Source organism: Polaromonas sp. CG_9.7 (assembly GCF_015752205.1).
In the GTDB taxonomy this organism is placed as follows: Bacteria; Pseudomonadota; Gammaproteobacteria; order Burkholderiales; family Burkholderiaceae_C; genus Polaromonas.
Genome location: NZ_JADOVG010000006.1, coordinates 88,395 through 111,067 on the forward strand (window position 1 = coordinate 88,395; position 22,673 = coordinate 111,067).

Below are 22,673 nucleotides of genomic sequence, written 5' to 3' on the forward strand. Positions count from 1 at the left end.
TTAAAATGCTTATCGGTCACGGCGATAGTGATAGCTTTGGCGGCTTGTGGCGGTGGGGGCGGAAGTGCGGGTACTACTGCTTCAGGTGGGACCTCTGCAACTGGCGATACACAAACAGCAGCGACTGCATCTATGAGCATGGATGTAATTAGCGGCGCTGGCGCCTCAACAAACTCTATTTCGGCAATTGAGATTTCCAAAGTGTCGATTACTTTAAAAGATGCTGCAGGTAAAGCTGTCCCTGGGGCGGTGGTCACCTTTGCCGAAACTGGTTCTGGTTTGCTTTCTTTCGCGCCAGCCTCCAAGACGGCTTTGACTGACGCAAGCGGAGTTGCTAGCGTTGAGATTCGTGCGGCTTCCTCGTCTTCAGTCGGCGCAACGACTGTTAGTGCTTCCGCTACGGTTTCTGGAGGTGCAATTGCTGCGCAAAAATCAATTGCAGTGACCAGTGCGCCTACGGGAGGAGTTACAGCGCCAGATCCTCAAGCATTGGCTAATGCATTGAATTTTTTAGATGTAAATCCTGCTGACAAATCTATCGTTCTGGCCGGTGCAGGTGGCAATGGGCGATCGGAGTCGGCAACCTTGCGGTTTCGTGTGGTTGACAAAAACAATACTCCAGTGAAAGGCGCTACTGTCACCTTCGCGGTAGTGCCAGCAAATGACGTGACATTGAATATCCCCGGTTCAACCAGTGATGCTGATGGCGTTGTAGTCACAACGGTGTCATCTAAGAGCGTGGCGACGGCCGTAGTGATCAAGGCTACGGTTACTCGATCAGACACCTCGTCTATTACTTCCCAGTCGGATCAACTTTTGGTGACAACGGGTGTCGTAACTCAAGCAGGGTTCGATTTGTCCGCCACTAAATACAACTTGAATTTCGGAATCACTGGCGATAGTTCTGAGATCACTGTGGCTATTGTTGATACCAACGGAAACCCCGTTGCCGATGGCGTGCCCGTCGTGTTTACAGCAAATTTTGGTGCTGTAGGCACTTCCTCCCGAGGCGGTTGCACAACTCTTAATGGTAGTTGTAATGTTATGTATACCGTTCAAGACCCCCGTCCCGCTGACGGTGAACGTGCACGCGTGGTAGCTTCCACACAGATAGGTAATGGAGTTGCCGTTAGCGGTTTTCTCGACTTTACAGTTTCCAATCTCGATTTAGTCAATCTCTATTCTGCGGCATCGGGAGGTTCGATCATCAATATATTTAGCGCACCTGGAAATGTATGCAAATTTACGGTGTCAGCGTTTGTTGGTACTCCAACTGGTTTTCCTGCGCCTTCGGGGACAATAATCGAGATCAAGGGTATGACCACTGACTTTACCGGTTCTGTGAAAACAGGTTCACCAGTTTTGGATTTGGTAACTCAAAGAACCCCTGTATCTTTAGAATTCGACGCATCGAATACCACGTTGAGCCCGGCATGTAATCCAACTGGATCTGGGACTGCAACGGCTCAAGTCGAAGTTAAGTTTAGGGCTGGATCGCGCGTGACAACCTTGCCACTGATCAACGTTACGTACCCGAAGTAATAAATCTGAAGCCTTTTATATTGATTGCACTAGTAGGCCTCCCCGGCTCCGGTAAATCCACCGTCGGGCGACAACTCGCCCGGCGGTTGAAGCTCCCTTTTCTCGACTCCGACCACGTTATCGAGGAGCGGCTCGGCTGCTCCATACGGGACTATTTCGAGCGGGAAGGGGAAGTCAGCTTTCGCGATGTAGAGGAATCGGTTATTAACGAACTGACGGAGCAGACAAGCGGGGTGCTTTCGACCGGCGGCGGTTCGGTGCTGCGCCCGGCCAACTGCCAGCGACTGCATGACCGGGGCCATGTGGTGTACCTGCGGTCTTCACCCGAAGAACTGTTTCGCCGCCTCCGCCATGATGTCAGCCGTCCCTTGCTGCAGGTCGCCGACCCCCTGGGCCGCCTGCGCGACCTGTTTGCCCAGCGCGATCCGCTGTACCGCGAAACCGCGCATTTCGTCATCGAGACCGGCCGCCCTTCGGTGTCCACGCTGGTCAACATGATCGCCATGCAACTCGAACTGGCGGGCATTGTTCCGGGGCCATGAAGCCGCGCCATTCAGCAGTGTTGACCCTTAACACCGCGTAATACAGCAGCTCGTCAATCCCTGCCGAAAAGTGCCTCTACACTTCGGTGATGCACGCAAATCCTTCTTTCTCTCCCGCAACGGCGCAGGTCAACATCAACCTGGCCGAGCGCAGCTACCCCATTGTGATCGGCACCAGTTTGCTGGGTCAGGCGTCTACGTACCAGCACCTTCCCAAAGCCGCAACCGCACTGGTGGTGTCCAACACGACCGTGGCGCCTTTGTACGCGGCGCAACTGACCGAAGCCCTGCGCGCGCACTATGCCCGGGTGTTGCTGGTCACGCTGCCCGATGGCGAAGCGCACAAGGACTGGCCGACGCTGCAACTGATTTTTGATGCGCTGCTTGAAAACGGCTGCGACCGCAAGACCGTGCTGTTTGCGCTGGGTGGCGGCGTGGTCGGCGACATGACCGGCTTTGCCGCCGCCAGCTACATGCGCGGCGTGCCGTTTGTGCAGGTTCCGACGACGCTGCTGGCGCAGGTGGATTCGTCGGTCGGCGGCAAGACCGCCATCAACCACCCGCTGGGCAAAAACATGGTGGGCGCGTTCTACCAGCCGCAACTGGTGGTCTGCGATCTGGACGCGCTGAAGACATTGCCCGACCTCGAACTGAGCGCCGGCCTGGCCGAGGTGATCAAGTATGGGCCGATTGCCGACATGGAATTCATGGGCTGGCTGGAAGTGAACCTCGATGCGCTTCTGGCAAAGAAGCCCGCCGCGCTGGCGCACGCGGTCCGGCGCAGCTGCGAGATCAAGGCCTGGGTCGTCGGCCAGGATGAGCGCGAGTCGGGCCTGCGGGCGATTTTGAATTTCGGCCACACCTTTGGCCATGCGATCGAATCCGGGCTGGGTTACGGCAAATGGCTGCATGGCGAAGGCGTTGGTTGCGGCATGGTGATGGCGGCGCATCTGTCGCAGCGGCTGGGCAAGGTAGATGCGGCTTTTGTCAGTCGCTTGCGCACGCTGATCGAGCGCGCCGGGCTGCCGGTCAAGGGCCCGGTGCTTTCCAGCGCCGACAACGCCGGGCGCTACCTCGAATTGATGCGCGTGGACAAGAAGTCCGAAGCCGGCGAGATTCGCTTCGTGGTAATCGACGGCCCCGGCAAGGCCGCCGTATGCGCTGCGCCCGATGCGCTGGTGCGCGAAGTCATCGACCTGTGCTGTGCCTGATCAACGGGTAATGCACCTTACTATGAAATTTATAGCTGCTTGTGCTTGTCCATATTGCGCTAACAGCCTTTTTTACGCATAAACCATGAATCTGGCTGTCTACGCCTGTGATCCGGCCCAATCGCGTGGCCGCCGCATTCCTGAACCGGTCGCGCCGACGCGCTCTGACTTCCAGCGCGACCGCGACCGGATCGTGCATTCGACCGCGTTCCGCAGACTGGTTTACAAAACCCAGGTTTTTTTGAACCATGAAGGCGATTTGTTTCGCACCCGGCTGACGCATTCGCTGGAAGTTGCGCAGCTCGGCCGCTCCATGGCCCGCACCCTGCAGCTTAATGAAGACTTGGTCGAGGCGATTGCCCTGGCGCACGACCTGGGCCACACGCCGTTTGGCCATGCCGGTCAGGATGCGCTGAACGCCTGCCTGAAGAAAGCCAACCCGGACAGCGCTGGCTTCGAGCACAACCTGCAAAGCCTGCGCGTCGTCGATGCGCTGGAAGAGCGTTACCCGGACTACGATGGCCTGAACCTGACCTTCGAGACGCGCGAAGGCATTTTGAAGCACTGCTCCAAACGCAATGCCCGGCATATCGAGGCCAGAGAGCCGGGTGGCGTGGCGCGCCGGTTTGTCGATCAGCCCGGTGCCGAACCAGCTTGGCGACAACCCGGCCTGGAAGCGCAACTGGCCAACCTGGCCGATGAAATCGCCTACAACGCCCATGACATGGACGACGGCGTTCGCTCTGGCCTGTTGAGCCTGGAGCAACTGGAAGACGTGCCGCTGTTCAGCCGCTACCGGCGAGAAACCCTGGCCGTCTACCCCCGGCTGCAGGGCCGGCGACTGCTGTTTGAAACCATACGGCGCATGCTCAGCGCCCAGGTTTACGACGTCATCGATGCAAGCGGGCGGGCGCTGGCGCAGGCCGCGCCGATCAATGTTTTGGCGGTTCGCCAGCACGCGGGTCTGGTCTGCTTTTCAGATGAAATGGCCTTGCAGTCCACGTCTCTCAAGCGTTTTCTGCTACAAAATCTATACCGCCACCCGCAGGTTGTGCAGACCACGCAGGCGGCTCAGCAGGTGGTGCGCGATTTGTTCGACGCCTACATGACCGACCCGGCGCAGATGCCGCAGGCGCATATCGACCGCTTTGATCGCTTTGACAATCGCGACGGTCGGCAGGCAGCCGGTGCAATCCCCGAACGCGTCGTGGCCGACTACATCGCCGGCATGACCGACCGCTTTGCCGGCAAAGAACATGAGCGGCTCATGGGCCATGCGGTTTTCCCCGCCTGACCGGTCATCCTGGCGGTGATCGCCCTGGCCCTTGACACCGCTCACGAGTTGCGCGTTGCCCGTTATTTGATTGCGACGGCGCTCCAGGTGACCGCATCGCATCCCGTCCCGTCAATTTCTGCATCCAACTTGCAGGTCGGCCCATAAACATCTCCTTGAGTAAGGTGTTGCGACGACCGATTGAATCCACCCAGTACACGAGCATTGCCTTTGGCAATCGCTGCAAGGAAATGGGTGGGCGTCCTTCCATGGGAACTGTTGGGGACGCCTATGACAACGCATGGCCGAGAGCTTTTTGCTACTTTGGAGTGTGAGCTCATTGCCCAGCGCAGCTGGAAAACCAAAACCGAGGCACGCCTGGCCGTATTCAGCTGGATCGAGAGCTGGTACAACCCGCACCGGCGCCACTCGGCCTTGAACTACCTCTCGCCCAATAACTTTGAAAAGAAACATCACGACGACAACACCGTCAACACCGAAACCCAGATAATCCCTGAGTTTCAATGAGCAAGCTCGCAGTGTCCGTGGAAACGGGTCAACTCCACATTGACTGTGGCGAGCATCTGCTCTGCCAGTTTGTATCTCTCCAGTCGATGGCGGAACCTCAGGATGGTGCTCTCATCGGGCAGGCGTCCATGGGCATTGAGCTGGGCAAACTCCCGGTAGAGCGGGGTGTCAAAGAAGGCTTCTTCCATGCCCAGGTCCGACAGGCGAAACCATTGGCTGCATGCAGTGGATGCGCAGCATGGTCTGAAGGGCAAAGGGTGGGCGGCCGTTCTTGCGTTAGGGTAATACGGCGCAATGAACTCGACCAAGGCAGCCCAGGGAGCCACGAGCTCCATCTGGGCGAGCAGCTCTTGCTTGCGGGTTCGTTTGACGCCAAAGTTCAGATCAAGGTGGCTTTGCTTCATGGGCTGCGCGGATGCCATGCCTCGTCCGTGCCTGTCAGACTGACCCGGAGGTTTTGCAGGATGTCCCCAGGATCACACTTGTCGTGGTGAAAAACCGACCAACGAGTTCCTTTTGCTCAGATAGTTCGTTTAAAAAATGTAAGTAAATGTTGACTTAAAGTAAGCAGAAATCTTAAAATAAAATTGCAATTATTCTTAGCGAGTGAGTGCTTGCTAATTTATATTGCAAAGTGAAAATAATTAACAAATTAACTAATTGAATTTCATGCTGAAAATATTATCTAAAATGAAAATTTCGAGTGTTTTACTGGCGATTTCCGCAATTGTTCCTGCGCTTTATTCCGCGCCTGCTGCAGCAGAGGCAGGCAGTCGAGTTTGCGGGGTTGAAAATATTACTGATGGTTTATTTATACTAACTTAGGTTAATAAAGGTGACACGTCAACTTGTCTTCAGGCAATTACACAACTAGGTAAACTCATACCGAGTTACTATTTAAGTCGGGTCATATACATGCAAACTTGCGAGTATCCGTCCTACCGTTTTGGTGCCGGCAATGTTGATCGTGTTTGCGGCGGTAAATACCGTTGGACACGCGACAAAATTGATGGAAATCCATATTTCTTATTTGCAAAGCAACGTCAAATTAGTTTTTCTGATGGCAACCGACAAAAAAATAGAATTGTGAGTACTAGTATTGTTCAATACACTAAATTATTTCCAGAGAAGCCAATTTATTCATTTATAAATTGCTTTGGATATAATGAACACGAAAAATGGCCTATGAGCTGTTTTTAACTCAAAAAATTATTTTCTAATCGGCCCAGTTTGCTGGGCCTTTTTAATTAAAAAATTAACACGCTTTAACAGGCAATTGCATATTAATTTCCGCAATTATAAGCCGAATGATCGATATATTAAAGTTAATCAGTTCAGTAAACCTGCGCATTTGCCAGCGGTCGACCACCTTGTTTATTTCTGGCTAACGCGTTAGTTTTCAACACGATCGGCAAGCGTCTTTGACATTAGCCCGTCTTCATCGACTGCAAAAGCCGTTTTTGCAGCGACTTGGATGCCGTTTTCTCCTTTAGGTGATGCCCATCGTCTGGGCAATATACCCTTTGCGTGGCAGTGTCTAAATAATGGGCAGCTACGCTGTGCAATGGGCACGCATGCAACACGTTGGCCCTATCCACTGAGCGATTTCAACAACATGGTTACTGGCGCTGGCACCAACATCGGTGTATCGGGGTGTCTGCCTCTTCTTTGAAATTGGTGCACCGGAGAAAATTGATTTACTGTGTCCCCATGGGTGTTCTAAACAACCCAGTGGCAACCTTGTTGTCTGGGCTCTGCGGTGTGCAGCACAACGCCACGCTCGTGCCAGCGAGTCAAACTTGGACTTTTCTGGGGCACTTATTTCTCCACCGCGTTTATGCGCGTCAGTCGGCTTACCCGTGCGCACTCTGCGCAGCCACCCTTGAGTGACTGGAACCGTAAATTCGCGGTGCAACGGCATATCAAAGATGGCTTCTTTTATGGCATGGACTGATAGGCCGCACCACTGCTGCACGACTCACACGCACGCACGCACGGCAATGCCCACAACTTATCGGAAGGTCCGCTGCGTTGCTTTTTTGTTGATAGCGCAGCTATTGGCAAGAAAAGACGCCTTGCGGCCCATTCCGATCCGCACCATCACATCCTCGCGAGTGTTATGCAGTACATCCCTAAGTATTTCGCTGTTGGCAGCGCGCGCTGGAAGGTTAGGGAGTTTTTCGGTGCTGCTGCACGCGTCCGGACTGGTGCGCTGGCTGGTTCGGCCCGAACGCCTCAAACGCATGCTCGGCGCCCGGGTGCGGCAGTTGCCGGCTTTGGGCCAGTTTGCGGGTCCGCCTTTGGTGGCATGGATGGTGGCGCAGGTAGGAGGCTGGAAATCGACCGGTTGGGTCACCTCGGTTTGCTGTGCTATCGGGCTGTCACTGGAACGGCAACTTGAGTAGTTTGCAGCAAAGTTCTCAGGTGTACGCGGATAGACACGATTTTGGGGAATCAACAACGCCCAACACAAAATTCCTGAATGGACTAAAACACAAATTAATACTTCTATGACTATTTGAAATACCATGTATCAAAAGTCTGTTGGTCAACCTTATCTCAAAGGCCATGTCATGAAGTTCAATCGTCGCCAGATCATGCTGAGTAGTGTTGCCGCCACGGCGGTCATTGCCAGCCCCGCGTTGCGTGCACAAACCGGAAAAAACACCCTGAAACTGACAGTGGGGCAGTCTGTACCACTGACAGGCATGGCAGACCAGATTGGCCTGGCTTACCTCAATGGCGCGAAGCTCTGCTTTGATGCCCTCAATGCCGCAGGCGGTGCGGGTGGCTACCGGATCGATGTCAAGGCACTTGACGACGGTTACGACCCCGTCAGGGCCGCTGCCAATGCTCAAAATTTCATCAAGAACGGGGTCGATGCGCTGTTTGGCTTTACCGGTACAGCGAGTTGCGACGCGGCCTATGCCGTGGCAAAACCTTCCGGCGCCTTGTTTTTTGCACCCTTCGCGGCTTCGGACGCATTGCACGACCCTTCTCTGAGCAACGTGTTTCATGTGCGCCCGGCGCTGGCCGACGAGGCTTATAAAGTCGCGCGCCATTGCGCAACCCTCAATCAGGAACGAATCGCCGTGTTCGCTGAAGACGATGCCATGGGGCGTGCCGGCCTGGCAGCCGTCAACCAGGCGCTGGTTGACCTGAAACGTCCGCCACTCGTGGCCAGTGCCTTGTCGCCGGTCAACAGTGACAAGGTCGATGCAGCTGTTGCACAGCTGGCAAAGGCCAAGCCCCAGGCGATCATTCTGGTGAGCTTGTTCAACACGTCAGCAGCCTTTATCCGAAAAATGCGGCTCAGCGGCTATGGTGGTCAGTTCCTGACCTTTTCGGTGGTCGGCATTGATCCCTTGTTTAGTGCGCTGGGCAAGGAAATTGGCGGTATTGTTATTTCTCAGGTCGTTCCTTCTCCGCGCAGTACCGCCATGCCGCTGATCAAGGAATACCTGAAGGTGCTGAACCAGACCGATCAGGCGCCTAGCTACGAAAGTGTTGAAGGTTATATCGCCGCCAGTTGCTTTGCCGAAGGTGTGCGACGAAGCAGTGCAGGCACCGGCAAGCCGGACCGGGCTGGATTGCGCAAAGCATTTTCTTCCATGAGCGACTACGACCTGGGTGGTTTCCGGGTCAATTTGCGACCCAAAAAATACGAATCGGTACGCGCCATTGACCTGGTAAGCATCACACCTGACGGAAAGATCATCAGGTAATTCCCATCCGCTTAAAACCCGTCGCTGCGTTGCTTCGCTTTCTGGCCACCACCAGCGCGAAAGCAAACAAGCAAGCAGGCATCAGGTTATCTGGGAGTTGGCCAGATCAACTTATCATGGCGCGAACTTCTGGTGATGCAATTCATGGCCCGCCTTCCCCGTCTTACCGTTCCCGGTTACCCCCACCACATCATCCAGCGCGGCAATAACCGGCAGGCGATATTTTCAGCGGCCGCCGACTTCCAGATGCTGCTTTCGCTGCTGCAAGAAAACGCCCAGAAATTTGCTGTTGCGGTGCATGCCTATGTGCTGATGGACAACCATTTCCACCTGCTTGCCACACCGACCACGGCCGATGGCCTGCCGCTGATGATGCAGGCGGTTGGACGGCGTTATGTGCGGTATTTCAACGACCGCCAAGGGCGCACAGGCACGCTGTGGGAAGGGCGTTACCGCTCAACCGTTATCGACACTGACCGCTATTTGCTGGCGTGCATGGCCTACATCGACCTCAATCCGGTGCGCGCCGGACTCGTCAAGGAAGCGGGTGCCTACCCGTGGTCCAGCCATGCGCACTATGTTGGCCAGCGGGCAGACCGGCTGGTCACGCCGCATGCTCTATTCTGGACGCTGGGCAACACCCCGTTTTCGCGCGAAGCGGCGTATGCGGCGCTCGTTTCTCAGGGGATTGCGCTGGAACAGCAGCAGGAAATGACCCGTGCTGCGCTGGGTGGCTGGGCCATGGGCGATGAACGTTTTGTGGAAAAGCTGAAAAAGCAGACAAGCCGCCGTGTCGTGCAAGCTAAAGCCGGACGACCTGTATTGGTTCATAAAATTGGCTAAAACCATCAATTTTGCTTACAAACAATGCATAGTTTGCTATATATTTTGATATGTCCCTATATACCAAGATTTATAAAATAATCGTATTTAATAGGAATCTGACCCTGATTAAAAAATTTGATGTGAAAGCTGGCATGCGCTATGCTCATCTTTTGAAATTTGAAACACCCAGGCAAGCAGGACTGACGATCTTGATCGATGCTTACTGCTTACCCACTGACAAGGAATTGCCATGACCACGGCTGCTGAAATCAAGCACTTTGAACAACACGGTTTGTACGCGGGCGCCAACGAGCATGATGCCTGCGGTGTTGGCTTTGTGGCGCATATCAAGGGCCACAAGAGCCATGCGATCGTCGAGCAGGCCCTCAAGATCCTTGAAAACCTTGACCACCGGGGCGCCGTGGGTGCCGACAAGCTGATGGGCGACGGCGCTGGCATCCTGATCCAGCTGCCTGATGCGTTGTACCGCGAAGAAATGGCCGTCCAAGGCATTGCCTTGCCGCCACCGGGCGAATACGGCGTGGGCATGGTGTTTTTGCCCAAGGAACATGCGTCGCGCATGGCCTGCGAACAGGCGCTGGAGCGCGCTGTCCATGCCGAAGGCCAGGTGTTGCTCGGCTGGCGCGACGTGCCGGTGAACAAGGACATGCCCATGTCGCCGACCGTGCGCGCCAAGGAACCCATCCTGCGCCAGATCTTCATCGGCCGGGGCAACGACGTGATCGTCCAGGACGCGCTGGAGCGCAAGCTGTACGTGATCCGCAAGACCGCCAGCGCCGCCATCCAGCGCCTGCACCTGACGCACAGCAAGGAATACTACGTTCCCAGCATGTCCAGCCGCACCGTGGTCTACAAAGGCCTGCTGCTGGCCGACCAGGTGGGCATTTACTTCATGGACCTGTCTGATGCGCGCTGTGTGTCTGCACTCGGCCTGGTGCACCAGCGTTTTTCGACCAACACCTTTCCCGAGTGGCCGCTGGCCCACCCCTACCGCTACGTGGCCCACAACGGCGAGATCAACACTGTCAAGGGCAACTACAACTGGATGAAAGCGCGCGAAGGGGTGATGTCGTCGCCGGTGCTCGGCGCCGACCTGCAAAAGCTCTACCCGATCAGCTTTGCCGGCCAGTCCGACACCGCCACCTTCGACAACTGCCTGGAGTTGCTGACCATGGCCGGCTACCCGATCAGCCAGGCCGTGATGATGATGATTCCCGAGCCGTGGGAGCAGCACACCACCATGGACGAGCGGCGCAAGGCTTTCTATGAATACCACGCCGCCATGCTGGAGCCGTGGGACGGCCCGGCGTCCATCGTTTTCACCGACGGCCGTCAGATTGGCGCCACGCTCGACCGCAACGGCCTGCGCCCCTCGCGTTACTGCGTCACCGACGACGATCTCGTCATCATGGCGTCCGAGTCCGGCGTGCTGCCGATTCCCGAGCACAAGATCGTCCGCAAGTGGCGCCTGCAGCCCGGCAAGATGTTCCTGATCGACCTCGAACAGGGCCGCATGGTCGATGACGAGGAAATCAAGGCCACGCTGTCTCACAGCAAGCCCTACAAGCAGTGGATCGAGAACCTGCGCATCCGGCTCGACGACGTGGCTGGCAAGACCAAGGAAAGCGATGCAGCCGCGCCTGCACTGAACGAATTGTCATTGCTGGACCGCCAGCAGGCCTTCGGCTACACCCAGGAAGACATCAAGTTCCTGCTTTCGCCAATGGCCTCCAATGGCGAGGAAGCCACCGGTTCAATGGGTAACGACAGCCCCCTGGCCGTGCTGTCGAACAAGAACAAGTCGCTGTACAACTACTTCAAGCAGTTGTTTGCGCAGGTGACGAATCCGCCCATCGACCCGATCCGCGAAGCCATCGTGATGTCGCTGGTGTCCTTCATTGGCCCCAAGCCGAACCTGCTGGACATCAACCAGGTCAACCCGCCGATGCGGCTCGAAGTCAGCCAGCCCGTGCTGGGCAATGCCGACATGCAAAAGCTGCGCGACATCGAGTCGCACACCCAGGGCAAGTTCAAGAGCTATACCCTGGACATCACCTATCCGCTGGCCTGGGGCAGCGAAGGCGTCGAGGCCAAGCTGGCGTCGCTGTGCGCCGAAGCGGTCGATGCGATCACGACCGGCAAGAACATCCTGATCGTCAGCGACCGCGCCCTGAGCGCCACACAGGTTGCGATTCCGGCGCTGCTGGCGTTGTCGGCGATTCACCAGCACCTGGTCACGCAGGGCCTGCGCACCACTGCCGGGCTGGTGGTCGAGACCGGTTCGGCCAAGGAAGTGCACCACTTCGCCGTGCTGGCAGGTTACGGCGCCGAGGCGGTTCATCCCTATTTAGCACTGGAAACCCTGGCCGAGCTGTCGAAAGGCCTGCCGGGCGACCTGAGCACTGAAAAAGCGGTCTACAACTACACCAAGGCCATCGGCAAGGGCCTGTCCAAGATCATGTCCAAGATGGGCGTGTCTACCTACATGAGCTACTGCGGCTCGCAGCTGTTCGAGGCCATCGGCCTGAACCGCCAGACGGTTGACAAGTTCTTCACCGGAACGTCCAGCCAGGTCGAGGGCATGGGCGTGTTCGGCATTGCCGAAGAAGCGCTGCGCATGCACAAGGCCGCTTTCAGCGACGACCCGGTGCTGGCCAACATGCTGGACGCCGGCGGCGAGTACGCCTGGCGCGTGCGCGGCGAAGACCACATGTGGACGCCCGACACGATTGCCAAGTTGCAGCATTCGACGCGCGCCAACAACTGGAACACGTACAAGGAATTCGCCCAGCTTGTGAACGACCAGAACCGCCGTCACATGACGCTGCGTGGCCTGTTCGAGTTCAGGATTGACCCGAGCAAGGCCATCCCGATCGACGAGGTCGAGCCGGCCAAGGAAATCGTCAAGCGCTTTGTCACCGGCGCCATGTCGCTGGGCTCGATCAGCACCGAAGCCCACGCGACGCTGGCCGTGGCCATGAACCGCATCGGTGGCAAGAGCAACACCGGCGAAGGCGGCGAAGACCCCAACCGCTATCGCCAGGAACTCAAGGGCATCCCGATCAAACGCGGCGACACGCTGAAAAGCGTGATTGGCGAAAAAGTCGTGGAAGTCGATCTGCCGCTGCAGGACGGCGATTCGCTGCGTTCACGCATCAAGCAGGTGGCGTCAGGCCGTTTTGGCGTCACCGCTGAATACCTGGTGTCGGCCGACCAGATCCAGATCAAGATGGCGCAGGGCGCCAAGCCGGGCGAGGGCGGCCAGCTGCCCGGCGGCAAGGTCAGCGAGTACATCGGCCAGCTGCGTTTTTCCGTGCCCGGCGTCGGTTTGATCTCGCCGCCACCGCACCATGACATCTATTCGATTGAAGATTTGGCGCAGCTGATCCACGACCTGAAAAACGTCAACCCGCGCGCCAGCATCAGCGTCAAGCTGGTCAGCGAGACCGGCATCGGCACGGTGGCTGCCGGCGTGGCCAAGGCCAAGGCCGACCATGTGGTGATTGCCGGCCATGACGGCGGCACGGGCGCTTCGCCCTGGTCATCGATCAAGCATGCCGGCTCGCCCTGGGAAATCGGCCTGGCCGAAACCCAGCAGACACTGGTGCTCAACCGCCTGCGCGGCCGCATTCGCGTGCAGGCCGATGGCCAGATGAAAACCGGCCGCGACGTGGTCATTGGCGCATTGCTGGGCGCCGACGAGTTCGGCTTTGCCACCGCGCCGCTGGTCGTCGAGGGCTGCATCATGATGCGCAAATGCCACCTCAACACCTGCCCGGTCGGCGTCGCCACGCAAGACCCGGTGCTGCGCCAGAAGTTCAGCGGCAAGCCCGAGCATGTCGTCAACTACTTCTTCTTTGTCGCCGAGGAAGCCCGCCAGTTGATGGCGCAACTTGGCATCGCCAAATTCGACGACCTGATCGGTCGGCCTGATTTGCTGGACATGCAAAAAGGCATCGAACACTGGAAGGCCAGCGGCCTGGACTTCAGCCGCCTGTTCTACCAGCCGCAGGTGCCCGCCGATGTGCCGCGCCTGCATGTGATGAACCAGGACCATGGCCTTGAAAATGCGCTGGATGTGCGCCTGATCGAGAAATCGAAGGCCGCGCTGGAAAAGGGCGAAAAAGTCCAGTTCATCGAGGTGACGCGCAACGTCAACCGCACCGTGGGCGCCATGCTGTCGGGCGAACTGACCCGCTTGCGCCCGGAAGGCCTGCCGGATGACACGCTGCGCATTCAGCTTGAAGGCACTGGCGGCCAGTCCTTCGGCGCTTTCCTGGCCAAGGGCATCACCATGTACCTGATTGGCGATGCCAACGACTACACCGGCAAGGGTCTCTCAGGCGGTCGCATTGTGGTGCGCCCGAGCATCGACTTCCGGGGCGACGCGGTGAAGAACACCATCGTCGGCAACACCGTGCTCTACGGTGCCACCACCGGCGAGGCTTTCTTCAGCGGCGTGGCCGGCGAACGTTTCGCGGTGCGTTTGTCGGGCGCGACGGCGGTTGTTGAAGGCACGGGCGACCACGGCTGCGAATACATGACCGGCGGCACGGTCGCGGTGCTGGGCAAGACCGGCCGTAACTTTGCGGCCGGCATGAGCGGCGGCGTGGCCTATGTGTACGACGAGGACGGCCTGTTTGCGACACGCTGCAACACCTCTATGGTGTCAATGGACCGCGTGGTCACCACCGCCGAGCAGCACACCCATGACCCCTCCGACTGGCATGCCGGCCAAAGCGACGAAGAGCAGCTCAAGCGCCTGCTGCAGGACCACAACCGCTGGACCGGCAGCAAGCGCGCCAGGGAACTGCTGGACACCTGGAGCGTGTCGCGCCTGAAGTTCGTGAAGGTTTTCCCGAACGAGTACAAGCGCGCCCTGATCGAGCGCAAGGAGCGCCGGCTTGAAGCGGCCACTGAAACCACCCGAGCGCAGGTGGCGACCAACCGGGAATCGGTGCTGGCCAAATAAAGCGGACCGGGCCGGCGCGGTGCCGCAAGGCACTGGCCGCTCTGGCCTGTTTATTGTTTTGCTATCGTATTAATAGCTGCTTATACCCGCTGGATATGCGCAAACGGCATTAAAAGCTTAAAAAATTGCACAGGAATTGATCATGGGAAAAATCACCGGCTTCATGGAATATGAGCGCATTGAGGAAGGCTACAAGCCCGTTCCCGAGCGCCTGAAGAACTACAAGGAATTCGTCATCGGCCTGGACGACCAGCAGGCCAATGTGCAGGCGGCACGCTGCATGGACTGCGGCACGCCGTTTTGCAACAGCGGCTGCCCGGTCAACAACATCATTCCCGACTTCAACGACATGGTGTTTCGCGACGACTGGAAAAATGCGATTGACACCCTGCACAGCACCAACAATTTCCCCGAGTTCACCGGCCGCATCTGCCCCGCGCCGTGCGAGGCGGCCTGCACGCTGAACGTGAACGACGACGCGGTCGGCATCAAGTCCATCGAGCATGCGATCATCGACCGCGCCTGGTCCGAGGGCTGGGTCAAGCCCCGGCCGGCCAAGCACAAGACCGGCAAGAAAGTCGCCGTCGTCGGCTCCGGCCCGGCCGGCATGGCCGCTGCACAGCAGCTCGCCCGCGTCGGCCATGACGTGACATTGTTCGAGAAGAACGACCGCGTCGGTGGCCTGCTGCGCTACGGCATTCCCGACTTCAAGATGGAGAAAATCCACATCGACCGCCGCGTCGAGCAGATGCAGGCCGAGGGCGTGACCTTTCGCACCGGCGTCATGGTCGGCAGCCTGCCCAAGGGTTCCAAGGTCACCAACTGGGCCAAGGAAACCATCACGCCCGAACAACTGCAAAAAGACTTCGATGCCGTGGTGCTGACCGGCGGTGCCGAGCAGTCGCGCGACCTGCCGGTGCCCGGCCGCGACCTGGACGGCGTGTACTTCGCGATGGAATTCTTGCCGCTGCAAAACAAGGTCAACGCCGGCGACAAGGTCAAGGGCCAGCTGCGCGCTGACGGCAAGCACGTCATCGTGATTGGCGGCGGCGACACTGGCTCGGACTGCGTCGGCACCAGCAACCGCCACGGCGCGGCCAGTGTCACCCAGTTCGAACTGATGTCCGAGCCGCCGATTGAGGAAAACCGCCCCATGACCTGGCCTTACTGGCCGATCAAGCTGCGCACCAGTTCCAGCCACGAAGAGGGCTGCGAGCGCGAGTTCGCCATCTCGACCAAGGAGTTGATCGGTGAAAAAGGCAAGGTCACCGGCCTGAAGACCGTTCGCGTCGAATGGAAAGACGGCAAGATGGTCGAGGTTCCCGGCTCCGAGCAGATTCTGAAAGCCGACCTGGTGCTGCTCGCCATGGGCTTCGTCTCGCCGGTGGCGTCGGTGCTGGACGTCTTCGGCATTGAAAAAGACAGTCGTGGCAATGCCAAGGCTGGAACGGACTTTATCGGCGGCTATGCGACCAACGTGCCCAAGGTGTTTGCAGCGGGCGATATCCGGCGCGGCCAGAGCCTGGTGGTGTGGGCAATTCGCGAAGGCCGCCAGGCCGCGAGGTCGGTTGACGAGTTCCTGATGGGCTATAGCGACCTGCCACGCTGATTGGCGTAATCCCTTATGATCCAGAAGCCGGAATCCCCGGCTTTTGTCTTTTGTATGCCCCCATCTTCCAACGCTTCCCTTGTCGAACTGCGCCACCTGACTTTTGGGTATGGCGAACGCGTCATCCTGGATGACATTTCGCTGTCGGTTCCCCGTGGCAAGGTCACCGCGCTGCTGGGGGCATCGGGCGGCGGCAAGACGACCATCCTGCGCCTGATCGGTGGACAGAATCGGGCGCAATCGGGCCAGTTGCTGTTCGACGGCCAGGACGTCACGCCGATGAACCAGGCGCAAATCTACGCGGCACGTCGCCGTATGGGCATGTTGTTCCAGTTCGGCGCGCTATTTGCCGATTTGAGCGTGTTCGAAAACGTCGCCTTTCCGCTGCGCGAACACACCGACCTGCCCGAAGCGCTGATTCGGGACATCGTGCTGATGAAGCTCAATGCGGTCGGCCTGCGCGGCGCGCGTGACCTGATGCCCAGCGAGGTCTCGGGCGGGATGGCGCGGCGCATCGCACTGGCGCGGGCCATCGCCCTGGACCCTGAACTGGTGATGTATGACGAGCCTTTTTCCGGGCTGGACCCCATTTCGTTGGGAACGTCTGCACGGCTGATTCGCCATCTGAATGACAGCTTGGGGTTGACCAGCCTGTTTATCTCGCATGAACTGGAACAGACGTTTGCGATTGCCGACCATGTGATCATCCTGGCCAACGGCAAGGTTGCCGCTGAGGGAACACCCGATGCGGTGCGCCAGAGTACCGATCCCCTGGTGTACCAGTATGTGCATGCGCTGCCAGACGGCCCGGTGAATTTTGACTATCCCGGCGTCAGCGTCGAGCAGGACTTCGGTCCCGGCGCGACGCCTGCCTCGCTGAAATCCGGAGTCGCCTCATGAGCTGGTACAAACCTGCTGACGTTGGATTCGCCACCCGCAGCTGGCTCGCCAACCTGGGCCATGGCACCCGGCTGTTCCTGCGGCTGCTGGCGACCTTCGGGTCAAGCTTCAAACGCTTTGGCCTGGTGCGTGACCAGATCCATTTTCTGGGCAATTATTCGCTTGTCATCATTGCCATTTCGGGGTTGTTCGTCGGTTTTGTGTTCGCTTTGCAGGGCTACTACACGCTGCTTCGTTTTGGTTCAACCGAAGCCCTGGGCCAGCTGGTCACGTTCACGCTGGTGCGCGAACTTGGACCGGTGGTGACGGCGCTGCTGTTTGCCGGCCGGGCCGGCACTTCGCTGACTGCCGAGATTGGCCTGATGAAGGCCGGCGAGCAGATCAGTGTGATGGAAATGATGGCGGTCGATCCGATCCAGCGCATCCTGGCGCCGCGTTTCTGGGGGGGCGTGATTGCCATGCCGCTGCTGGCCGCCGTGTTCAGCGCCATGGGCGTGATTGGCGGCTGGGTGGTTGGCGTGTTGATGCTCGGTATCGATGCCGGTTCTTTCTGGAGCCAGATCCAGGGCAGCGTCGATGTCTGGCGCGACGTGGGCAACGGCATCGTCAAGAGCATCGTATTTGGCTTTACCGTGACGTTCGTGGCGCTGCTTCAGGGCTACAACTCGCAACCGACGCCAGAAGGCGTGGCCAGTGCGACGACGCGAACGGTGGTGGTCGCCTCGCTGGCAGTGCTGGGCCTGGATTTCATCCTGACCGCGATGATGTTCACGAAGTGATGACTTTAAAAAAATTCGTGGGACAGGCCTTTTCCGTGCGATTGCCGGGCGGGCATTGTCCTCAACCGTTTGGAAGGAAGTTTTGATGCAACGCTCGAAAATTGATGTGTGGGTCGGCCTGTTTGTGATGGTGGGCGCTGCGGCCATTTTGTTTCTGGCATTGCAGGCGGCCAATTTGCTGAACCTGAACTTTCAGCCCACCTACCGGATCATGGCTGAATTCGACAATGTGGGCGGGCTCAAGCCCAAGGCGTCGGTGCGCAGCGGCGGCGTGGTGGTGGGCCGCATTGAGGACATCAGCTTCAATGACCAGACATTCCAGGCGCGGGTCACGATCGACATGCAAAGCCGTTATGTTTTTCCCAAGGACAGCTCGCTGAAAATCCTTACGAGCGGCCTGCTCGGGGAACAGTACATTGGCATACAGGCGGGCGGCAATGAAGAAAACCTCGCCGCGGGCGATATCATCCGGCAAACACAGTCGGCCGTGGTGCTTGAGAACCTCATCGGGCAGTTCCTGTTCAGCAAGACGGCTGACGAAAGCTCAACATCGGCGCCTTCCCTGCCAGCAACTGCAACGACGGACAAAAAATGAAGCAATCCATCCCTCTGAAAAAAATCTCCGGCTGGGCCGCTGCAACGCTGGCAATCGTGCTGCTGCAGGGATGCGCCACCGGTCCCCAGGCGAATCCTGCCGATCCACTCGAGCCTTTCAACCGTGGCGTCTACAGCTTTAACGAGGGGTTGGACCGTGCCGTGCTCAAGCCCGTCGCCACCGCCTACCAGAACATTACGCCATCGCCGGTACGCACCGGCGTCACGAATTTCTTTGAAAACATCTCGGATGTCTGGTCCATGGTGAACAATGCGCTGCAGGCCAAGCCAGCCGAAGCGGTCGATTCGTTTTTTCGCGTCACGACCAACACGTTCTGGGGCGTGGGCGGCATCTTTGATGTCGCCACCGAACTGAAAATCCCCAAGCACAAGGAAGATTTCGGCCAGACTCTTGGAACCTGGGGACTGTCGTCCGGCCCTTATGTCGTGCTGCCACTGTTTGGCCCCTCCAGCGTGCGCGATACAGCGGGCCGGTTGGTGGACATGCAGGGTGACCTGGTATCGCAGTCAGGCAATGTCCCGGCGCGCAATTCCCTGAAGACCCTGGACCTTGTCGACACGCGGGCCAGCCTGCTTCGTGCCGGCGAACTGCTTGACCAGGCCGCACTCGACAAATACGCCTTTACCCGCGATGTGTATTTGCAGCGCCGTGAGAGCCTGATTAACGGCAACCAGCGTACTGAACCCGAAGAGCGCTTCGACCTGCCCGCAGGTGCGTCTGCGTCGCCTGCGCCTAACCCACAGTAACGCAATAATTTGGTCAAGCTTTGGTAACAAGCTTTACCAGAGCGTTTTAAAACTTTATCGGCTGATGCCGAACCAAACTGCAAAATAGTTCATCACATCTGGCTTGTTGCCAAAGCGTATATGAAATTGTGAATAACGCTGCCGGCAGCCATTTGTTTAGACTTTGAAAGAAAAACCATGAACCGTAGAACTCTCGGACGTTTGTTCACTGCCACGCTCAGCCTGGCCCTGCTGGCGTCGGCTCCTCTGGTTCGCGCTGCCGAAGAAGCCCCGGATGCGCTGATCAAGCGCGTTTCCAGCGAGGTGCTGGACGCGATCAAGGCGGATAAAGCCATTCAGGCCGGTGAAATGAACCGCGTCATGGCGCTGGTGGACACCAAGGTCATGCCCAACGTCAATTTCACCCGCATGACGGCTTCTGCGGTTGGCCGTAACTGGCGACAGGCCACACCAGAGCAAAAAGCCCGGTTGCAGCAAGAGTTCAAAACCCTTTTGATCCGCACCTATTCAGGCGCGCTGTCGCAGGTCAACGACCAACAGCTCAACGTCAAGCCCTTGCGCGCGGCCGCTGGCGACAACGAGGTAACTGTCCGCACCGAGGTGTTGGGCCGCGGCCAGCCGGTCCAGCTGGACTACCGCATGGAAAAAACACCCAGCGGCTGGAAAATCTATGACCTCAACGTACTGGGCATCTGGCTGGTGGGAACTTACCGCACCCAATTTGCCCAGGAAGTCAGCGCCAAGGGTCTCGACGGACTGATTGAGTCGATGGCGCAGCGCAACCAGACCAACGCCGGCAGCGGCAAGTCCTGAACACGTCGATTGACATGCTGAAACTTCCTGCTGTACTGACCCATGCCGCAGCATGCGGCTTTTTTGACACCGTGGCAAAGGAAGTGCCTTCGATGCCCGGCGAAGTGGTCGTAGATGCCAGCGCGTTGAGCCAGTTCGACTCGTCGGCGCTGGCCATCCTGCTGGAATGCCGCCGGCTGGCTTTGGCGGCGGGCAAAGTTTTTTCGGTGCAGGGCGCGTCCGGTCAACTGATGCAATTGGCCGACGTCTATGGCGTTGCCACGCTGGTTCCCGCTGCGCCGTCATCACCTTCAGTCGCTGCCGCCTGAGCACCTGATTCGTGTGCAGGCAAGGGCTGGAAAGGCCTTGGCTGCCTGCTTGGGATAAGAAAGCCATCAGCCCCTAAAATAGCGGGCTCATGCCAGCCATCTCATTCCAGTCCGTCTGCAAAACCTATCCTCTCGCGCGAAACCAGTCTGGCACCGTTCTCAAGGCCCTGGACCATGTGAGCTTTGACATCCAGCAGGGCGAATTCTTCGGCTTGCTGGGACCCAACGGCGCCGGCAAAACCACCCTTATCAGCATTTTGGCAGGACTGTCGCATGCCAGCAGTGGCCATGTCCTGGTGCATGGCAGCGACGTGCTGCTCGACTATGCCAATGCCCGTCGCAAACTGGGCGTGGTGCCGCAAGAACTGGTGTTTGACCCTTTTTTTACCGTGCGCGAAGCGTTGCGCATCCAGTCGGGCTATTTCGGTATCAAGCGCAACGACGACTGGATTGACGAATTGCTGGAAAACCTGGGCTTGGCCGACAAGGGAAACGCCAACATGCGCCAGCTTTCAGGGGGCATGAAGCGCCGGGTGCTGGTGGCACAAGCGCTGGTACACAAGCCGCAGGTCATCGTGCTTGACGAACCAACGGCGGGTGTCGACGTGGAACTGCGCCAAAACCTGTGGCAGTTCATTGCCAAGCTCAACAAGCAGGGCAGCACGGTGCTGCTGACCACCCACTACCTTGAAGAAGCCGAGGCCTTGTGCAGCCGCATCGCCATGCTCAAGCAGGGCAGGGTGGTCGCGCTGGCACAAACGTCAGACCTGCTCAGCGCAGCTTCCAGCAATATCTTGCGCTTCAAAATTGACGGTGAACTGCCCTTGCATCTTGCGAGCCAAGCGCGTATTACTGGCCGAATCGTACAGTTTCCGGCGAACAATGCGCGCGAAATCGAGCAGTATCTGGCCGCCGTCCGCGAGTCCGGACTGGTGGCCGAAGATGTGGAAATCCGCAAGGCCGATCTGGAAGACGTGTTTCTTGAAGTGATGAATGAAAAAGAGGTGAGGGAACCCAGGGCGATGGACCTTGCTGGAGCCATGAAATGACCGGCTGGCAAACGCTCTTTTATAAAGAAATCCTGCGTTTCTGTAAAGTCGGATTCCAGACCGTCGGCGCTCCGGTGCTGACGGCGGTGCTCTACATGCTGATCTTCGGCCATGTGCTGCAGGGTCAGGCGCTGGTCTATGGCAAGGTGAGCTATACCGCCTTTCTGGTGCCTGGCCTGGTGATGATGAGCGTGCTGCAAAACTCTTTTGCCAACAGCTCTTCGTCGCTGGTGCAGAGCAAGATCATGGGCAGCCTGGTGTTCGTGTTGCTCACGCCGCTGTCGCACTGGCACTGGTTTTGGGCCTATGTCGGTTCGTCAGTGGTGCGGGGTTTGATGGTCGGCACGGGCGTGTTCGTCGTCACGGCGTTTTTCGACCCGCCTGGCTTCGTGGCGCCGCTGTGGATCGTGGTGTTTGCTGTCCTCGGGTCGGCCATGCTGGGCGCGCTGGGCGTGATTGCCGGCCTGTGGGCCGAGAAATTCGATCAGATGGCAACTTTCCAGAACTTCATCATCATGCCGATGACCTTTCTGAGCGGCGTGTTCTATTCCATCCATTCGCTGCCGCCGTTCTGGCAGAAGCTCAGCCACCTGAACCCGTTTTTTTACATGATTGACGGTTTTCGCTATGGTTTTTTCGGCGTCAGCGATGTATCGCCGTGGCTCAGCCTGGTTTTGGTGCTGACCGCGTTTCTGGTTATCAGCGCCATCGCGGTCAACATGCTGCGCACCGGCTATAAGATCAGACACTAATGACCCCACGCTTGTCGCTTGGCAGCAATGTTGGCCCCCGCGGTCGCCCACTGCGTGTGGCTTCCTGCCCCCCAAGGGGACCGCTGCGCCTGCGGTCTGGCGAATCCAGTCCCGCGGCCCCTGCTGGGTTGGAGCCGCCACGCTTGCTATGTACTGCATTGCACCCATTTTTTTTACGCCCTCCAAGGCACTGAGAATTTTTTTAGAAATCCTGTATGACCAGCGAAGAACTCCAAGCCATCATTGCCGCCGGTCTGCCGTGCGAGCACCTCGAAGTGTCCGGCGACGGCAGCCATTGGTACGCCACCATGGTGTCCAGCGCTTTTCAAGGCCTGTCGCGGATTGCGCGCCATCACCGGGCTTATGCAACGGTGGGCAACCGGATTCAGACGGGTGAGGTGCATGCCCTGTCGATGAAGACCTACACGCCTGACGAATGGGCTTCCTTGAAGGCGAAATAAA

At 58.1% G+C, this 22,673-nt stretch carries 20 protein-coding genes and 1 pseudogene; 20 read left to right on the forward strand and 1 reads right to left on the reverse strand.

Going from position 1 to position 22,673, the window contains the following annotated elements; all coding sequences use genetic code 11:
- The first annotated feature begins 138 nt into the window (after positions 1–138).
- The 5 genes and pseudogenes from IWX87_RS08010 to IWX87_RS08030 all read left to right on the forward strand — a co-directional run.
- Positions 139–1,542, forward strand: a complete 1,404-nt coding sequence (locus IWX87_RS08010; protein ID WP_196863008.1) for a hypothetical protein — start codon at positions 139–141, stop codon at positions 1,540–1,542.
- A gap of 17 nt (positions 1,543–1,559) precedes the next feature.
- The gene (locus IWX87_RS08015; RefSeq protein WP_196863115.1) at positions 1,560–2,084 is read left to right on the forward strand and encodes a shikimate kinase; all 525 of its coding nucleotides are present in this window, start codon (positions 1,560–1,562) and stop codon (positions 2,082–2,084) included.
- Between the two features lie 89 nt (positions 2,085–2,173).
- Positions 2,174–3,295, forward strand: coding sequence for a 3-dehydroquinate synthase (gene aroB / locus IWX87_RS08020; RefSeq protein ID WP_196863009.1), 1,122 nt, complete (start codon positions 2,174–2,176; stop codon positions 3,293–3,295).
- Positions 3,296–3,380: 85 nt separating this feature from the next.
- Positions 3,381–4,589: a deoxyguanosinetriphosphate triphosphohydrolase gene (locus tag IWX87_RS08025; RefSeq protein ID WP_196863010.1), complete on the forward strand. Its 1,209-nt coding sequence runs from the start codon at positions 3,381–3,383 to the stop codon at positions 4,587–4,589.
- Between the two features lie 188 nt (positions 4,590–4,777).
- A pseudogene (locus tag IWX87_RS08030) lies at positions 4,778–5,096 on the forward strand (integrase core domain-containing protein); the annotation flags it as partial.
- Here IWX87_RS08030 and IWX87_RS08035 read toward each other — a convergent pair.
- Positions 5,090–5,518 (reverse strand): transposase, encoded by a 429-nt coding sequence (locus IWX87_RS08035; protein WP_255532153.1) that lies wholly within the window; start codon positions 5,516–5,518, stop codon positions 5,090–5,092. The pseudogene IWX87_RS08030 and the gene IWX87_RS08035 sit on opposite strands and share 7 nt — an antisense overlap.
- A gap of 247 nt (positions 5,519–5,765) precedes the next feature.
- On the opposite strand from IWX87_RS08035, the gene IWX87_RS08040 reads away from it, so the two are divergent.
- The 15 genes from IWX87_RS08040 to IWX87_RS08110 all read left to right on the forward strand — a co-directional run bounded on the left by IWX87_RS08040 (position 5,766) and on the right by IWX87_RS08110 (position 22,672).
- Positions 5,766–5,921: a hypothetical protein gene (locus IWX87_RS08040; protein ID WP_196863012.1), complete on the forward strand. Its 156-nt coding sequence runs from the start codon at positions 5,766–5,768 to the stop codon at positions 5,919–5,921.
- A gap of 1,358 nt (positions 5,922–7,279) precedes the next feature.
- A complete protein-coding gene (locus IWX87_RS08045; RefSeq protein WP_196863013.1) occupies positions 7,280–7,501 on the forward strand; it encodes a hypothetical protein in 222 nt (73 codons plus the stop codon).
- 168 nt (positions 7,502–7,669) lie between these two features.
- Complete coding sequence (locus tag IWX87_RS08050; RefSeq protein WP_196863014.1) at positions 7,670–8,821, forward strand: ABC transporter substrate-binding protein; 1,152 nt, start codon at positions 7,670–7,672, stop codon at positions 8,819–8,821.
- A gap of 144 nt (positions 8,822–8,965) precedes the next feature.
- A complete protein-coding gene (locus IWX87_RS08055) occupies positions 8,966–9,664 on the forward strand; it encodes a transposase (RefSeq protein WP_196863015.1) in 699 nt (232 codons plus the stop codon).
- Between the two features lie 232 nt (positions 9,665–9,896).
- A complete protein-coding gene (locus IWX87_RS08060) occupies positions 9,897–14,639 on the forward strand; it encodes a glutamate synthase-related protein (protein ID WP_196863016.1) in 4,743 nt (1,580 codons plus the stop codon).
- A gap of 142 nt (positions 14,640–14,781) precedes the next feature.
- Positions 14,782–16,248, forward strand: a complete 1,467-nt coding sequence (locus IWX87_RS08065) for a glutamate synthase subunit beta (protein WP_196863017.1) — start codon at positions 14,782–14,784, stop codon at positions 16,246–16,248.
- Positions 16,249–16,302: 54 nt separating this feature from the next.
- Positions 16,303–17,148 carry an ABC transporter ATP-binding protein gene (locus tag IWX87_RS08070; RefSeq protein WP_196863018.1) on the forward strand — a complete coding sequence of 282 codons (846 nt, stop codon included), beginning with the start codon at positions 16,303–16,305 and terminating at the stop codon, positions 17,146–17,148.
- Positions 17,145–17,927: a lipid asymmetry maintenance ABC transporter permease subunit MlaE gene (mlaE, locus tag IWX87_RS08075; protein WP_196863019.1), complete on the forward strand. Its 783-nt coding sequence runs from the start codon at positions 17,145–17,147 to the stop codon at positions 17,925–17,927. The genes IWX87_RS08070 and mlaE overlap by 4 nt, the downstream gene beginning before the upstream one ends.
- Before the next feature lie 85 nt (positions 17,928–18,012).
- On the forward strand, positions 18,013–18,522 hold the full coding sequence (gene mlaD / locus IWX87_RS08080; RefSeq protein WP_196863020.1) for an outer membrane lipid asymmetry maintenance protein MlaD: 510 nt from the start codon (positions 18,013–18,015) through the stop codon (positions 18,520–18,522).
- Positions 18,519–19,289 (forward strand): VacJ family lipoprotein, encoded by a 771-nt coding sequence (locus IWX87_RS08085; RefSeq protein ID WP_196863021.1) that lies wholly within the window; start codon positions 18,519–18,521, stop codon positions 19,287–19,289. The genes mlaD and IWX87_RS08085 overlap by 4 nt, the downstream gene beginning before the upstream one ends.
- A 177-nt stretch (positions 19,290–19,466) precedes the next feature.
- Complete coding sequence (locus IWX87_RS08090; protein ID WP_196863022.1) at positions 19,467–20,102, forward strand: phospholipid-binding protein MlaC; 636 nt, start codon at positions 19,467–19,469, stop codon at positions 20,100–20,102.
- Positions 20,103–20,116: 14 nt separating this feature from the next.
- Positions 20,117–20,410 carry a lipid asymmetry maintenance protein MlaB gene (locus IWX87_RS08095; protein ID WP_196863023.1) on the forward strand — a complete coding sequence of 98 codons (294 nt, stop codon included), beginning with the start codon at positions 20,117–20,119 and terminating at the stop codon, positions 20,408–20,410.
- Between the two features lie 89 nt (positions 20,411–20,499).
- Positions 20,500–21,459, forward strand: coding sequence for an ABC transporter ATP-binding protein (locus IWX87_RS08100; RefSeq protein WP_196863024.1), 960 nt, complete (start codon positions 20,500–20,502; stop codon positions 21,457–21,459).
- Positions 21,456–22,211, forward strand: coding sequence for an ABC transporter permease (locus IWX87_RS08105; RefSeq protein WP_196863025.1), 756 nt, complete (start codon positions 21,456–21,458; stop codon positions 22,209–22,211). Before IWX87_RS08100 ends, IWX87_RS08105 begins: the two co-directional genes overlap by 4 nt.
- Positions 22,212–22,426: 215 nt before the next feature.
- Positions 22,427–22,672, forward strand: coding sequence for a BolA family protein (locus tag IWX87_RS08110; protein WP_196863026.1), 246 nt, complete (start codon positions 22,427–22,429; stop codon positions 22,670–22,672).
- Position 22,673 lies beyond the last annotated feature (1 nt).

Bases quoted from the DNA above. Each gene is read 5' to 3' on its own strand.
- IWX87_RS08065 (WP_196863017.1), top strand. From the start codon at position 14,782: ATGGGAAAAATCACCGGCTTCATGGAATATGAGCGCATTGAGGAAGGC.
- IWX87_RS08040 (WP_196863012.1), top strand. From the start codon at position 5,766: ATGCTGAAAATATTATCTAAAATGAAAATTTCGAGTGTTTTACTGGCG.
- mlaE (WP_196863019.1), top strand. From the start codon at position 17,145: ATGAGCTGGTACAAACCTGCTGACGTTGGATTCGCCACCCGCAGCTGG.
- IWX87_RS08110 (WP_196863026.1), top strand. From the start codon at position 22,427: ATGACCAGCGAAGAACTCCAAGCCATCATTGCCGCCGGTCTGCCGTGC.
- IWX87_RS08090 (WP_196863022.1), top strand. From the start codon at position 19,467: ATGAACCGTAGAACTCTCGGACGTTTGTTCACTGCCACGCTCAGCCTG.
- IWX87_RS08095 (WP_196863023.1), top strand. From the start codon at position 20,117: ATGCTGAAACTTCCTGCTGTACTGACCCATGCCGCAGCATGCGGCTTT.
- IWX87_RS08050 (WP_196863014.1), top strand. From the start codon at position 7,670: ATGAAGTTCAATCGTCGCCAGATCATGCTGAGTAGTGTTGCCGCCACG.
- IWX87_RS08060 (WP_196863016.1), top strand. From the start codon at position 9,897: ATGACCACGGCTGCTGAAATCAAGCACTTTGAACAACACGGTTTGTAC.
- IWX87_RS08105 (WP_196863025.1), top strand. From the start codon at position 21,456: ATGACCGGCTGGCAAACGCTCTTTTATAAAGAAATCCTGCGTTTCTGT.
- IWX87_RS08055 (WP_196863015.1), top strand. From the start codon at position 8,966: ATGGCCCGCCTTCCCCGTCTTACCGTTCCCGGTTACCCCCACCACATC.
- IWX87_RS08035 (WP_255532153.1), bottom strand. From the start codon at position 5,518: ATGGCATCCGCGCAGCCCATGAAGCAAAGCCACCTTGATCTGAACTTT.
- IWX87_RS08025 (WP_196863010.1), top strand. From the start codon at position 3,381: ATGAATCTGGCTGTCTACGCCTGTGATCCGGCCCAATCGCGTGGCCGC.
- IWX87_RS08100 (WP_196863024.1), top strand. From the start codon at position 20,500: ATGCCAGCCATCTCATTCCAGTCCGTCTGCAAAACCTATCCTCTCGCG.
- IWX87_RS08085 (WP_196863021.1), top strand. From the start codon at position 18,519: ATGAAGCAATCCATCCCTCTGAAAAAAATCTCCGGCTGGGCCGCTGCA.
- IWX87_RS08070 (WP_196863018.1), top strand. From the start codon at position 16,303: ATGCCCCCATCTTCCAACGCTTCCCTTGTCGAACTGCGCCACCTGACT.
- IWX87_RS08010 (WP_196863008.1), top strand. From the start codon at position 139: ATGGATGTAATTAGCGGCGCTGGCGCCTCAACAAACTCTATTTCGGCA.
- mlaD (WP_196863020.1), top strand. From the start codon at position 18,013: ATGCAACGCTCGAAAATTGATGTGTGGGTCGGCCTGTTTGTGATGGTG.
- aroB (WP_196863009.1), top strand. From the start codon at position 2,174: ATGCACGCAAATCCTTCTTTCTCTCCCGCAACGGCGCAGGTCAACATC.